At 34.9% G+C, this 12,724-nt stretch carries 14 protein-coding genes and 1 tRNA gene; 7 read left to right on the plus strand and 8 right to left on the minus strand.

What is annotated here, in order from left to right:
- Positions 1-91: 91 nt before the first annotated feature.
- Positions 92-1,282, minus strand: a complete 1,191-nt coding sequence (locus tag ACZZ9T_RS14455; RefSeq protein ID WP_463442671.1) for an acyloxyacyl hydrolase — start codon at positions 1,280-1,282, stop codon at positions 92-94.
- A 153-nt stretch (positions 1,283-1,435) separates the two neighbouring features.
- Positions 1,436-1,705: a 30S ribosomal protein S15 gene (rpsO, locus tag ACZZ9T_RS14460; RefSeq protein WP_463433283.1), complete on the minus strand. Its 270-nt coding sequence runs from the start codon at positions 1,703-1,705 to the stop codon at positions 1,436-1,438.
- 173 nt (positions 1,706-1,878) lie between these two features.
- On the opposite strand from rpsO, the gene ACZZ9T_RS14465 reads away from it, so the two are divergent.
- The 3 genes from ACZZ9T_RS14465 (at position 1,879) to ACZZ9T_RS14475 (ending at position 4,597) form a co-directional block, all read left to right on the plus strand.
- A complete protein-coding gene (locus ACZZ9T_RS14465) occupies positions 1,879-2,436 on the plus strand; it encodes a pyruvate decarboxylase (RefSeq protein WP_463433285.1) in 558 nt (185 codons plus the stop codon).
- A gap of 83 nt (positions 2,437-2,519) precedes the next feature.
- On the plus strand, positions 2,520-3,842 hold the full coding sequence (mgtE, locus tag ACZZ9T_RS14470; protein ID WP_463442672.1) for a magnesium transporter: 1,323 nt from the start codon (positions 2,520-2,522) through the stop codon (positions 3,840-3,842).
- Positions 3,843-3,868: 26 nt separating this feature from the next.
- Positions 3,869-4,597, plus strand: a complete 729-nt coding sequence (locus tag ACZZ9T_RS14475; RefSeq protein WP_463442673.1) for an ABC transporter substrate-binding protein — start codon at positions 3,869-3,871, stop codon at positions 4,595-4,597.
- Positions 4,598-4,718: 121 nt separating this feature from the next.
- Here the strand turns inward: ACZZ9T_RS14475 and ACZZ9T_RS14480 are convergent, their stop codons facing one another.
- On the minus strand, positions 4,719-5,168 hold the full coding sequence (locus tag ACZZ9T_RS14480; RefSeq protein ID WP_463433291.1) for a GAF domain-containing protein: 450 nt from the start codon (positions 5,166-5,168) through the stop codon (positions 4,719-4,721).
- A 12-nt stretch (positions 5,169-5,180) separates the two neighbouring features.
- Complete coding sequence (locus tag ACZZ9T_RS14485) at positions 5,181-6,608, minus strand: TonB-dependent receptor (protein ID WP_463442674.1); 1,428 nt, start codon at positions 6,606-6,608, stop codon at positions 5,181-5,183.
- Between the two features lie 54 nt (positions 6,609-6,662).
- On the opposite strand from ACZZ9T_RS14485, the gene ACZZ9T_RS14490 reads away from it, so the two are divergent.
- Together ACZZ9T_RS14490 and ACZZ9T_RS14495 are read left to right on the plus strand one after the other, a co-directional pair.
- On the plus strand, positions 6,663-7,430 hold the full coding sequence (locus tag ACZZ9T_RS14490; RefSeq protein ID WP_463442675.1) for an MBL fold metallo-hydrolase: 768 nt from the start codon (positions 6,663-6,665) through the stop codon (positions 7,428-7,430).
- Between the two features lie 68 nt (positions 7,431-7,498).
- Positions 7,499-7,580, plus strand: a tRNA-Leu gene (locus tag ACZZ9T_RS14495).
- 293 nt (positions 7,581-7,873) lie between these two features.
- Here the strand turns inward: ACZZ9T_RS14495 and ACZZ9T_RS14500 are convergent.
- The 3 genes from ACZZ9T_RS14500 to queG all read right to left on the minus strand — a co-directional run bounded on the left by ACZZ9T_RS14500 (position 7,874) and on the right by queG (position 10,518).
- Complete coding sequence (locus ACZZ9T_RS14500) at positions 7,874-8,527, minus strand: murein L,D-transpeptidase catalytic domain-containing protein (protein WP_463442676.1); 654 nt, start codon at positions 8,525-8,527, stop codon at positions 7,874-7,876.
- 1 nt (position 8,528) lies between these two features.
- Complete coding sequence (locus ACZZ9T_RS14505; RefSeq protein ID WP_463433385.1) at positions 8,529-9,212, minus strand: TIGR02117 family protein; 684 nt, start codon at positions 9,210-9,212, stop codon at positions 8,529-8,531.
- A 358-nt stretch (positions 9,213-9,570) separates the two neighbouring features.
- Positions 9,571-10,518, minus strand: coding sequence for a tRNA epoxyqueuosine(34) reductase QueG (gene queG / locus ACZZ9T_RS14510; protein WP_463442677.1), 948 nt, complete (start codon positions 10,516-10,518; stop codon positions 9,571-9,573).
- A 102-nt stretch (positions 10,519-10,620) separates the two neighbouring features.
- On the opposite strand from queG, the gene ACZZ9T_RS14515 reads away from it, so the two are divergent.
- Both ACZZ9T_RS14515 and ACZZ9T_RS14520 read left to right on the plus strand, forming a co-directional pair.
- Positions 10,621-10,920: a rhodanese-like domain-containing protein gene (locus ACZZ9T_RS14515; protein ID WP_463433389.1), complete on the plus strand. Its 300-nt coding sequence runs from the start codon at positions 10,621-10,623 to the stop codon at positions 10,918-10,920.
- An 18-nt stretch (positions 10,921-10,938) separates the two neighbouring features.
- A complete protein-coding gene (locus ACZZ9T_RS14520) occupies positions 10,939-11,556 on the plus strand; it encodes an HD domain-containing protein (protein ID WP_463442678.1) in 618 nt (205 codons plus the stop codon).
- Positions 11,557-11,726: 170 nt separating this feature from the next.
- Here the strand turns inward: ACZZ9T_RS14520 and ACZZ9T_RS14525 are convergent, their stop codons facing one another.
- A complete protein-coding gene (locus ACZZ9T_RS14525; protein WP_463442679.1) occupies positions 11,727-12,716 on the minus strand; it encodes an NAD(P)H-dependent flavin oxidoreductase in 990 nt (329 codons plus the stop codon).
- Positions 12,717-12,724 lie beyond the last annotated feature (8 nt).

Genomic DNA, 12,724 nt, shown 5'->3' on the forward strand with positions numbered 1-12,724 from the left:
CGTCTAAAAATGTGGTGCAAATTTACTGTTTTTGTTTTAAATAGAATATTTAAAATTTCAGCGGAGAAAAATTGCAATTTAAAACGGAGCATTATGTATTTTTCTTGTTGAATATCCTGTAACCAAGTCTCCACTCTATATAATCAGCTTTGTGAAACTTATAAGATCTCAAAGCAATTCCTATCAGTAAATTTCTCCCGACTGTATATTGGAATCCCACCCGCTGATAAAAAATAGTTTTATCATAGCGACGGTCAATTTCTTTTTTAAATAAATGAAATCCAGGCTGAAGCTGAATATCGAATTTTGAAATAGAAAGCCGGTAAGAAGGGAAAATATTGAGCAGAAGATTGTCTTTTTTAAATCTTTTTTCAGTTTGGATTGCTCCACTTTCATCCTGATAAAACCTGTTATTATAATCTTCATCATACAACAGACCCACTCCTAATCCTAAAGAAGATTTGTAGGTGATTTGCCTGTGGTAAACTGTTTCAATACCCCAATTTTGATAATATTCACCTTGGAATTTCTTGACCATATCTACATCAAAATCTGCAAAACCCGGATCTTTACCAATAAAAATAGCATGTCTCACTCCTCCGAAAACATTGACATCTAATGTTGAGTATTTATCAAAAGCAGACAAAGAATCTTTTTTGGGAATAAACCGTTCATTAAAATTATACGTCAGCGAAAGTTTAGGAGAAAGGATATTCATTCCCTTATTGGGATGTTTTAAAGCACCATTTGAAAAGTGGTTAAAATTAAGACCCAGACCCAAATCAAAGTGCTTTCCCAAGTAATATTTGTAACTCGCACCTAAGTTAATATAAATACTGACCGATGAACCTAAAGTCTGATTGAGATAACCTTTTTGCAGATCATAAGGATTCCAGCCAAATGCAAAGCCTGCGCTCGTTTCATAATTCCAGGAATGATTTGTAGCACGCTTCATGGTTCCGCCGAATGTTCCGTAAACTGTAAACGGACTTCCCATATCGTGATTTTCCGGGAAATTCAAAGCCAAAATACCTCCGCCATAATATGGCAGACCAAATCTTTTGTGCCACTCTTTGCTTCCGTCTGTCTGTACGGTAAGTTCTGCAGAAGCACCCATTACCGTTCGATGATCCAGCGCCTTCAGATAATCATTTGTGCCTAAAAATTTGCCTAATTGTAAACTGACCGTACCCTGAAGATTATTTTCAGAAATAGAATCCTGATCCTGAGAATAGAAGAAGGATGGTATCAATATCAACAAATAGTAATAAAACTGTTTCAAATCTTTCAATTAAATTAAAAGAAGCAAAAGTAAATATTCTTGTCCGAAAACAGGTAAAAGTTGATAAGTCGATTGAAAATTTCTGATTATCAGAGCATAAAAAAAAGCAACCTCTTGCGAAGTTGCTTCTTATTTTTTGGAAATCTTAATAGATTATTTTCTTAAACCAAGTTCAGCAATAATTGCTCTATATCTTGTGATATCTTTGTTTTTAAGATAATCTAACAAACTTTTTCTCTTACCTACTAATTTCACCAAAGATCTTTCAGTAGCAAAGTCATGACGGTTAGTCTTCAAATGCTGAGATAAGTGGTTGATTCTGAAAGTAAAAAGTGCAACTTGTCCTTCAGCACTTCCTGTGTCTTGTGCAGATTTTCCATGTTTTGCGAAAATTTCTGCTTTTTTTTCTGTTGTTAAGTACATTCCAATATTGTTTAATGATTATTATGTAACGGGTGCAAAATTACAACTATTTTTCTATGCAGCAAAACATTATTGATGATGTTTATTAGATGGGATAGAAAAATATGTTAAAAATTTCTTAATAAAATTATGCCATTCCATTAAAAGACAGTACTTTTGCTGTGTTCGAAATCATGAAAAAAATCTTATTTTATACGCTTGTTTCTATTGTATTTATCGCAGGTATTTCTTCTGTAAAAGCGCAGAAAACCCACCATCATGATAAAATAAAGAAAATCTTATATTTCAATCCCGAAGTAGAGCCCGATCTTGAAGAAATCAAAGAACCTACCAACCACGCTTTTTTCAGTGCGGTTTCAGATAAAGTAAGTGCATTCAGAAAAAATAAAATGCTGAGATCTGAGGTGCAGATTTCTTATGACAGCATCGATTCTAAAACAATTGTAGAATACAGCAAAAACAACGATGCCGATTTTGTGATTGTTCCTAAAGTAAAATATTTCAAAGTAGGATTAGGAAAATATGTTTTTTCCAGCCAGGTTGTTGTAAGCATGAAACTCTTTGATGCAGAAGGCAATTTTATAGCATCTTCCGATTATGATACCTATCGTAAAAATATGCGTCTTTTGGGTTCAGCAGAGAACTCGATAAAAATCGGTACTAATGGTGCAATGAAAAGCATCATCAAAGAACTCAGAAAACAAAAGCCTTCTTCTGAAGCAGGTTTCTAAGCTTTAATAAATCCTTAAATTTACGTTATCGTTCTTGTTTGTTGATATTTTGGATTATTTTTGCGTATCCAAAAATTCAGGTTTTGAATCACACAGACGAGCTTACCTTCAACCCAGCAGATATTGCCGAAAGACTTAGCGAACTTCATGCTGATGAAAGGTTATTGGCATTTTTAAAAGTTCCGAAAGAATACAAAGCTGATGTTTTTTCTCATCTTGATCCTGATTTCCAGGAAGAAACCATCAGAAGTATCGGTAGTGAAGAGGTTTCAGAAATTCTTAATGCGATGACTCCCGATGACAGAACTGCCCTGTTTGAAGATTTTCCGGACGAATTAATTAAATATTCCATCAATCATCTGAATCCGCAGGAAAGGAGAATTGCATTAAAACTTCTGGGTTACGATTCTGATTCTATTGCGCGATTGATGACTCCTTACTACATTCAAATCAGGAAAGAATGGACGGTAAAAAGATGTCTTCAGCAGATCAAAAAAGTAGGAAAAAGAGTCGAAACCATCAATCATCTGTATGTAGTGGATGAGAGAAACCGTCTGATTGACGATTTGGCACTCGGAAGTTTATTATTGGTAGAAGATGACACATTAGTTTCTGATCTTACTGACGATCAATTTGTTGCCATTAAAACAACAACTTCCAAAGAAGCTGCTGTAACGTATTTTGAAAAATATGACCGCACTGCACTTCCGATTATCACCGAAGCCGGGGTTTTGGTGGGAATTGTAACCATCGATGACATTTTAGATCAAATTGAATCTCAAAACACCGAAGATATTCAGAAGTTTGGGGGTGTTGAAGCTTTGGATGATCCTTATATTCAGACACACTGGTTTGAAATGATCAAAAAAAGAGGTCTTTGGCTGATTGTTTTGTTTTTCCTGCAATTGATCACTGCTTCTGTAATGGGATATTATGAAAACGAAATCGAAAAAGCAGTTGTACTTGCCCTTTTTATTCCATTAATTATATCAAGTGGCGGAAATTCCGGATCTCAGGCTGCTACTTTGATAATCCGTGCGATGGCACTTCAGGAAATCACCATCAAAGACTGGTGGACTGTGATGAAAAAAGAATTATTAACAGGTGCTATTTTAGGTACTTTTCTTGGAGTCATCGGTTTTTTCAGAATTATGATCTGGCATGAGATGGGCTGGTTTGATTATGGTGATTATTGGTTCTTTATCGCACTCAGCGCAGGAATGTCGCTGTCTATGATCGTACTTTGGGGAACTTTATCGGGATCCATGGTTCCTTTTATTCTTAAAAAATTCAATCTTGACCCGGCAACTTCTTCTGCCCCGTTTGTTGCAACATTGGTTGATGTAACAGGTTTGATTATTTACTTTACGATTGCCGGACTTTTCTTAACCGGAAAACTTTTGTAATTTTAGAGAAAGTCTACAATCTAGTCATGAAAGTTATTTCTCTCGTTCCATCAATTACCGAAGCTTTATTTGATTTGGGATTAACCGAAAAAGAAGTCATCGGAAGAACAAAATTCTGCATTCATCCTGCAGATAAGGTAAAAAATATTGAAATCATCGGGGGTACAAAAAACTTGAATCTGGAGAAAATAAAAAGTCTTCATCCCGATATAATTTTAGCCAACAAAGAAGAAAATGTAAAAGAACAGGTTGAAACTTTAATGAAAGATTTCAAAGTGGTTGTGTATAATACGGAGACGATTGAAGACAATTACTATTTAGTTAAAAACTTAGGCTTGATGTTTAATGCAGAAGAAAAAGCCCAAATTTTTAATCTGAAAATATATGATGTTCTTAATCAGTCGAAATTATATTCAAAAATAAAAGTTGCGTATCTGATTTGGAAAAACCCTTACATGACGGTGGGTTCAGACACTTTTATTCACCATATTCTTAGTGAAATTGGTTTTGAAAATATTTTTAAAAATCAAACCCGTTATCCTGAAATTCAGGTTGAAGATTTAGCGGAAGCGGATGTGGTTATGCTTTCTTCAGAACCATTTCCTTTCAAAGAAAAACATGTTGCAGAATTGAAAGAATTTTATCCTGACAAGAAGATGATGATTGTTGATGGTGAAGCTTTTTCCTGGTACGGAACGCATATTGCGAAGTGCGAGGATTATTTTAAGGAATTAATTGCTGAATTTAATCATTAAGTTTTGGCTAAAGCCAGATGATTTTTTAATTTTTAAACGGGCTAAAGCCCGCTTCTATCAATATTAATCACAAAAAAACTCCGATTTTCACCGGAGATTATATTTTTAAATTTAAATAAGATTACAAAATTTTTGAAACCTCATTACAAAGCCATTCCAGCAATTCTAAATCTTCTTTTGTAAAAGGATCAATCGTGTGAGAATCGATATCGATCTGACCTATATTTTCTCCATTTTTAAAAATCGGAACTACGATTTCAGCTTTTGTATCAATCGAACAGCTCAGATAATTATCCTGCAATTGCACGTCCGGAACAACGAAAGTTTCGTTAGAAACCGCAACCTGGCCACAAATTCCCTTTCCGTAAGGAATGATAATGTGATCTGTTTCTGCGCCAACGTAAGGACCTAATTTCAGCTCATCTTTATCTCCGTTTTTGAAGTAGAAACCCGTCCAGTTGAAATAAGAAATTTCCTGATCCAGTAAATGGCAAACTTTCTCAAGTTTCTCATTGGTATTATGCTTTGGACTTTCAAGAATAAACGAAAGTCGTTTTTTTAATTCAGACATTTTAATTTGTTTTTAAGAAAATTGTTTTAGAGAAAGTTCCTGTTTATAACCGAACATTCCTCTTTCTTTTATCATTTCAGCAACACCTTCCGGCACCTGATTTTCCCAACCGCTTACGTTGCAGGCTATTTTTCTCAGTATCTCTCTCGAATAAATTTCCAAAAACTCCGGATCATAGTTTTTAATGTCTACAATACGGTTATTCAATTTGAAATATTTATACAATTCTTTCAGACTTTCTTCTACTTTAAGATTTTCAGAATTTAAAAGCTCATGAGTTTCAGGATCTTTGTAAGGATAAAGGTAAACTCTCATTCCATTTCGGAAGAATTTACCAAAAGCTTCCAAAATTCCTCCGGAAAGATCTTTGTAATATTTCTCATCAAACACCATCAACATATTGTTTACTCCCATTGCAACGCCAATATCGCCATTGGTATAATGAGAGAAATAATCGATCAATCTGTAATATTCTGAGAAATTTGAAATGATTACCGTATAACCCAGTTTACCAAGAACGTCTACTCTATCTAAGAAATCACGCTCATCAATATCTCCGTCTGCACGCAGGTTTGAGATGGTAATTTCAATTAAAACCTCAGTTTCTTCTTGTGTACAGATGGCATCTTTCAGGAACATATCCATTCCGTTGCGCAGCATATCAATATTTACTCTCGTAACCGGTCTGAAACTTCCCCGTACAGCGAAAATGTTTTTTTTGTACAAAACATCCGCTGGAAGCATATTATTGCCTTGAGAATTAAAAATTACGGCATCCGTCATGTTATTCTTCACCAACTGCAAAGACATCAGTCTGTTATCAACGTAAGCGAAAGCCGGACCGCTGAAATCGATCATATCAATTTCAAGATTGTCGGTAGCCACATCGTCATACAAAGATTCTATCAGTCTTCTCGGATTATCAAAATAAGTAAATGCTCCGAAAATAAGATTCACACCCAAATTACCAAGAGTTTCCTGCTGTAAAGTAGCGTCATTTTCTTTGAATTTTACATGAATGACAACTTCATTATAATCTTCATTCTCTTTTACCTGAAAACGGATTCCTACCCAACCGTGACCTTTTAAAGTTTTGTCAAAATTGATGGTTGTTACGGTATTTGCGTAAGAAAAAAACTTTCTGTTTGGGCTGTTTTCTCTCGAAATCCTCTCTTCGATCAATGAAACTTCGTAGCGAAGCATTTTTCGAAGTCTGTTCTGGGTTACATATCTGTTTTTAACTTCTTTTCCGTAGATGGCATCACTAAAATCTTTGTCGTAAGCCGACATCGCCTTAGCGATCGTACCGGAAGCTCCTCCTGCTCTAAAAAAGTGTCGTACAGTTTCCTGTCCTGCTCCAATTTCTGCGAAAGTACCATAAATAGTAGGATCTAGATTAATTGTTAATGCTTTTTGTTTAGGAGTTAGTTTCTGATACATTAGGACATTAAATTTTTCGTAAATTTACCAAAATTAAACCAACCTCAAAACAAAATGAAGTTGAAATTTTTAGGAACCGGAACTTCTCAGGGTGTTCCCGTTATTGGTTGTACTTGTGAGGTTTGTATGTCCCAAAACTCAAAAGACAATCGTTTTAGAGCATCTGCAATGGTAACAACCGATGAAAATAAAAAAATTCTCATCGATTGCGGTCCAGATTTCCGTCAGCAAATGCTCATTAATAAAGAAAATCATATCGACATTACGCTTCTCACTCACGAGCACAACGATCATGTAATTGGTCTTGATGATATGCGGCCTTTGATTTTTAAAAGCGGAAAAAATATACCACTTTACTGTAGCGAGAGAGTGGGAAATGAAGTAAGGAATCGTTTTCCGTATGCATTTGCTGATGAGCGTTATCCCGGAGCTCCTGCTTTTGATTTGCATACTATTGAAAATAATGCATTTGACATTTTAGATGTAAAAATCACTCCCATTGAGGTAACCCATTACAAAATTTCCGTTTTTGGATATAAATTTAAAAACTTAGCCTACATTACTGATGCCGGTTTTATCTCTGAACAGGAAAAAGAAAAGTTGCACAATCTAGATGTTCTTATTTTAAACTGCATTCGGAAATCTGATCCTCATCCTGCTCATTTTATATTGCCTGATGTGATTAAACTGTACGAAGAGTTAAAACCAAAAAAATTATTTTTAACACATTTGAGTCACCATTTTGGCTTACATGATGTTGAAGATAAGTTACTTCCCCACGGAATACACCTTGCCTACGATGGTTTGGAGATTAGTTTTTAATGAAAACTTAAAAAAAAGTTTTTGAACATTAAAAAAAGTTCTTATATTTGCACACCAATTTAAACGATGCCCAGTTGGCGGAATTGGTAGACGCGCTAGACTCAAACTCTAGTATCGAAAGATGTACCAGTTCGATTCTGGTACTGGGTACAAAAAACCTCTGAATATTTTCAGAGGTTTTTTAATTGTGTTTTACATATTCTACTCCCAGACTTGTTGGCAAAGAATTTGACCGCAGTTTACAAATCCATTGATTATGGTTATCAATTTTTTTATTCTATATGATGACCAGAAATATATTTTCAAGATATATGTTTTTTTTCAAAAATAAACAAAAGCAGGAAGTACCAACTCTTTTTGATTGCTTCGTTGCTAATGTGTGTTGAAAATTAATGATTTAAGCTTTAAAAAAATGATTATCATTAACTTTGATTCAGGGAGATTTATCTGTAAATCCACATCAGGACTGGTTTCTGAGATTGATCAATCATCGGATCAATCTCTCTCATCGCATTATTGGAAATGGTAGGACAACCCCAACCTTCCGGAGAACCTTTCGGATATACTTCTTCATCGTTCATCTTTTCCCAGGAATGAAAAACGATAAATCTTTTCAAAGCGTTGTTGTTGGTTTGTTCCAGACCGTGCATCAGATATTTTACGTTGATTCCCCAATCGCTCCTGCCTCTTTCGCCCAGTTTATATTTCCCTAAAGCTGAAAGATGACTTCCGTCTTCATTGCTGAAGGTGGGATTTTCTTTCGATTCATCCCGACTCCAGGAATTGCTTCCGCAGCCGTGGCCTACGAGATATTTTTTTGAAATTTTATTTTCCTTAAAATCCCATACCACGAAACGATTGATTCCGGAATGGAGACTCATATCTATCAAAATACAGAAATCGGTATTCATCTTTTTATTTCGGCAAAACTCCAGCGCCTCCTGCGCTTTCTTTTTTGTTTTGACTACGTCTAACTGAGGTTTCTGCTGTTCAACAGTATTTTCGTTTTCAGAAAGAATGGTATCAAAAGAAATCTTCGATTCGTTTTTACAAGACGAAAAAATAAGCACTGAAAATAGTAAGTAAAATAACTTCATCTTACTGATAGTGCAAGAAAATTCCATAGTCAGTGGGTGTCCACCATGCTGCTTTTTGTCCGGCAGACTTCAGGGCATCATTTGCCCAGGTATTGCACGTATTGAGGAAACTATAGCTTCCCTGTGCATCATAAAATGCATCATTGTCACCGTAAACAGCTTTGGTAGGAATCAGTAGATAATTCCCATTGGTATCTTTATCAAATTTAGCATCAATAAATTTCACCAAATCCTGATATTGTTTTTTGCTGATCATAATTTTTTTGCAGTCAGAAGCCTCTGTCATAGTTTTGTAAAATGAAGTATGCATCGCAGATTCGCTCATCCAAAACGCCGCTTTCACAGCAGTAGAAAATTTAAGATCTGCCCAGGTTGGCGTATCAAGATAAAAACCTTTATCACCCCACCCGATTCCTATATAATTGTAATCAGTTCTTTTTGACTTCGTATTCGCAAAAGGGATTGTGGAACTCCAGTCATGAAGATCGTTTTTCACAGGCATCACAATGTCGGTATGCACTCCGTTTGTATAAATGTAAATGGGAATTTCCTTTTTTTCGCCATCATCTTTTGCTGAAACCTGAATAAACGGAAGTAAAAACCCTAAAAGAGCATACACTACTACTATTCCTACAAGGATTCCGATAGTTTTCAGGATAAAAATCAGTATAATTTTTGCGCTCATCTTTAAGATTTATATTAACAGAATTTAATTTTTAATTTTTCGTAAAAGTATTTGTTTTATTCCGAAATATCAGTAAATTTAGTCATCAAACACTCACAAATATGCACAAAAACACGAAATCTCAAAAAAGATTAAAAGTAAGAGTAAAAACAGCTCCTAAAAGAACTCAGAAAAAACGTTGATTTTCTTAAAGACCTTATCTTTTTGAAAGTCATTTTTTCTTTTGTAGAAAAGGCTTTTTTTAATTTTTACCATTTAAAAATTTTTTTCTTTAAAATTAATATTTTAAGGAATGATAAAAAACCCACTTTATTTTTGGAAAGCACAATTTCCGAACAGATATTTTCTCCTTTACACCTTACTTCAATTTCTCTGAAGATTGGTTCAAAAAATCAATATTTCTTTTTAGACCCGCAAATTTTGTTCGTTTGACCGGAGATTTTCTGAAAATTTCTGAGAATATTTCCTGAGTCAATTCTTTCCATTCTGTTTTTTTGAAATTTTTTAATGCTTCATTCGGTTTAAATTTAGCCTGAAGATTCGGTACAGAAAAACGATTCCACGGACAAACATCCTGACAAATATCGCAGCCAAAAATCCAGTCTTCCATTTTATCTTTAAAATAATCCGGAATCTGATCTTTCAATTCAATAGTTGCATAAGAAATACATTTGCTTCCGTCCACTATTTTATCCGAAACAATGGCATCTGTAGGACAAGCGTCGATACATTTTGTGCAGCTTCCGCAATGATCTGTCGTCTCGTGATCCGCAACTAAATCCAGATCACAAATAATTTCGGCCAGAAAATAAAACGAACCGCTTTGTTTGGTGATTAAATTGGCATTTTTTCCTACCCATCCTATTCCTGATTTCTTTGCCCAACTTCGCTCTAAAATTGGTGCAGAATCTACAAAAACGCGAAAACCAAAATCGCCGATTTCCTTCTGCAATTCAGAAACCATATCACGAAGAATGTCTTTTATCACCTCATGATAATCTTCTGCGTAAGCATATTTTGAAATTTTAAAATTTTCAAATGTTGAAATTTTCTCTTCAGGAAAGTAATTGTAGGACAATGAAATCACAGATTTTGAGCCTTCTACCAAACGCCTCGGATCAAGCCTTTTATCGAAATGATTTTCCATGTATTTCATTTCGCCATGGTAGTTATTATTCAGCCATTTTTCTAAACTGCGGGCATCTTCTTCCAAAAAATCAGCCTTTGAAATTCCACAATTTTGAAAACCAAAACTTTTAGCTTTGGCTTTTATCAATTGAGAATGTTTTTCGGCAGCAGTATTCATGATTTTGCATTGCAAAACTAAGATTATTTTATAAATTTGTTGAGGTTTGAGGATGTAAAAAGATTCCCTTACTTTATCATTTAACACTAAATAATTTAGATTATGTCATTAGCAGAAGTTTTAAAATCAGGAAATTATCAATTAATCGACGTTCGCGAACCCATGGAACTGGAAATGGACGGAAATATAGAAGGTGCTCAGAATATCCCTTTGGGTGAAGTAGAAGACAGAAAAGAAGAGATTTTGTCAATCGACAAGCCAGTTGTTTTATTCTGCAGAAGTGGAAACAGAAGCGGAAAAGCTTTGGATTTTCTTGAATCTGAAGGTTTAAAAAATGGTTACAACGGTGGCGGATGGGCCGAGTTGAAAGCGCATTTAGGAGCAAATCAGGGAACTTTTTAAGTTCCTTTTTTTATAAATATGAATTTAAAAGAAAGATTCTTTCAGCTATGTTTTCAGCTGAATCAGGATAATTCTCTTATTGAAATTCTGTGGAGTGAAATTGCGAGAAAATATTCTGAAAAAGGGAGACATTATCACAACCTGAACCATCTGGAAAATATGTTTTCTGAACTGGAATTGGTGAAAGATAAAATTGTAAACTTTAACAATATTTCGTTCTCAGTGTTCTATCATGATGTAATTTATGATGCAACTTCAAAATTTAATGAAGAGAAAAGTGCCGAATTTGCCAACCAAAAAATAGAAAAATTAGGTTTAAGCAAAGTGGATATTGAAGAAGTTTCGGAACAGATTTTAGCGACAAAATCACATCAGAAGTCTGAAAATAATGATATCAATTATTTATTAGATGCTGATTTGTCGGTTTTGGGGAAAGAACCTGAAACTTATTTAGATTACACCAAAAAAATCAGAAAAGAATATGCTGTTTATCCTGATTTTCTTTATAAACCAGGAAGGAAGAAAGTTTTACACCATTTTTTGGAACTTGAAAGTATTTTTAAAACTGAATATTTCAGATCTAAATATGAAGTTCAGGCGAGGAGAAATATAGAATCTGAAATCGGGCAACTATAAACTTTGGCTAAAGCCGATTAACCTTAAACTAATAAAAGCGGACTAAAGTCCGCTCCTACTGATAATTTTTTAATCTTTTGAAAATAAGAACCACCCCGTCTAAATTTTCTTTGAAAATTTATCCACCCCTCCAGAGGAGGGGAATTTTTCAAATTTGCTCATTTGATATATTAAAATTTGGGCATTTTAGCTTCTTCAAACTCTTTTAAGAGATTCGAAAAAACCATTTCCACAGGAAGAATTTCATCAATTAAAGCTGAGACCTGACCAATTTCCAGTTCGCCTTCTTCCATATCGCCTTCAAACATTCCCTGTTTGGCTCTGGCTCTTCCTAAAGCTGCGACCAAAGATTCAGAATTTCTGCCAACATTATAGATAGCTTCCAGATCATTGAAAAATTTATTTTTAACCATTCTTACAGGAGCAAGTTCTTTTAAAGTCAGATGCGTATCACCTTCATTCAGTTCGGTAATTTTTTTCTTCCAGTTTTCGTGAGAGCTTGCTTCAACGGTTGCGGCAAAACGACTTCCGATCTGCACTCCGTCTGCACCCAAAATCATGGCAGCTTTCATCTGTGAACCTAATGCAATACCTCCAGCAGCAATTAAAGGTGTAGAGATATGTTTTTTCACATTGGGAATCAGACAGAAGGTTGTGGTTTCATCTCTTCCGTTGTGACCGCCTGCCTCAAATCCTTCAGCAACAATGGCGTCAACTCCTGCGTCTTCACACTTCATGGCAAATTTGGTAGATGACACTACGTGAGCAACTTTCAATCCTTCTTTTTGCAAGGTTTCTGTATAGGTTTTCGGACTTCCGGCAGATGTGAAAACAATTTTCACTTTTTCTTCTAAAATAATATTGATGATTTCTTCTAAATTGGGATATAATAAAGCGATATTGACCCCAAAAGGTTTGTCGGTAGCCTTCTTACATTTCTGAATGTTTTCGCGCAAAATATCGGGATACATGCTCGCAGAACCAATTAATCCCAATCCACCACAGTTTGAAACAGCAGAAGCCAATTTCCATCCGGAATGCCAGATCATCCCGCCCTGAATGATGGGATACTGAATGTTAAATAGTTCTGTAATTCTATTTCTGCTTTCCTGCATCTCGTGAAGTTTTTTTGCTGAATTGAAATCTATAAAATTGCTCATGCTGTAAA

Source organism: Chryseobacterium sp. AC417 (assembly GCF_979258215.1).

Bases quoted from the DNA above. Each gene is read 5' to 3' on its own strand.
- ACZZ9T_RS14480 (WP_463433291.1), bottom strand. From the start codon at position 5,168: ATGTCTGAATTAAAAAAACGACTTTCGTTTATTCTTGAAAGTCCAAAG.
- ACZZ9T_RS14485 (WP_463442674.1), bottom strand. From the start codon at position 6,608: ATGTATCAGAAACTAACTCCTAAACAAAAAGCATTAACAATTAATCTA.
- ACZZ9T_RS14490 (WP_463442675.1), top strand. From the start codon at position 6,663: ATGAAGTTGAAATTTTTAGGAACCGGAACTTCTCAGGGTGTTCCCGTT.
- ACZZ9T_RS14525 (WP_463442679.1), bottom strand. From the start codon at position 12,716: ATGAGCAATTTTATAGATTTCAATTCAGCAAAAAAACTTCACGAGATG.
- queG (WP_463442677.1), bottom strand. From the start codon at position 10,518: ATGAATACTGCTGCCGAAAAACATTCTCAATTGATAAAAGCCAAAGCT.
- ACZZ9T_RS14505 (WP_463433385.1), bottom strand. From the start codon at position 9,212: ATGAGCGCAAAAATTATACTGATTTTTATCCTGAAAACTATCGGAATC.
- rpsO (WP_463433283.1), bottom strand. From the start codon at position 1,705: ATGTACTTAACAACAGAAAAAAAAGCAGAAATTTTCGCAAAACATGGA.
- ACZZ9T_RS14500 (WP_463442676.1), bottom strand. From the start codon at position 8,527: ATGAAGTTATTTTACTTACTATTTTCAGTGCTTATTTTTTCGTCTTGT.
- ACZZ9T_RS14515 (WP_463433389.1), top strand. From the start codon at position 10,621: ATGTCATTAGCAGAAGTTTTAAAATCAGGAAATTATCAATTAATCGAC.
- ACZZ9T_RS14475 (WP_463442673.1), top strand. From the start codon at position 3,869: ATGAAAGTTATTTCTCTCGTTCCATCAATTACCGAAGCTTTATTTGAT.
- ACZZ9T_RS14465 (WP_463433285.1), top strand. From the start codon at position 1,879: ATGAAAAAAATCTTATTTTATACGCTTGTTTCTATTGTATTTATCGCA.
- ACZZ9T_RS14520 (WP_463442678.1), top strand. From the start codon at position 10,939: ATGAATTTAAAAGAAAGATTCTTTCAGCTATGTTTTCAGCTGAATCAG.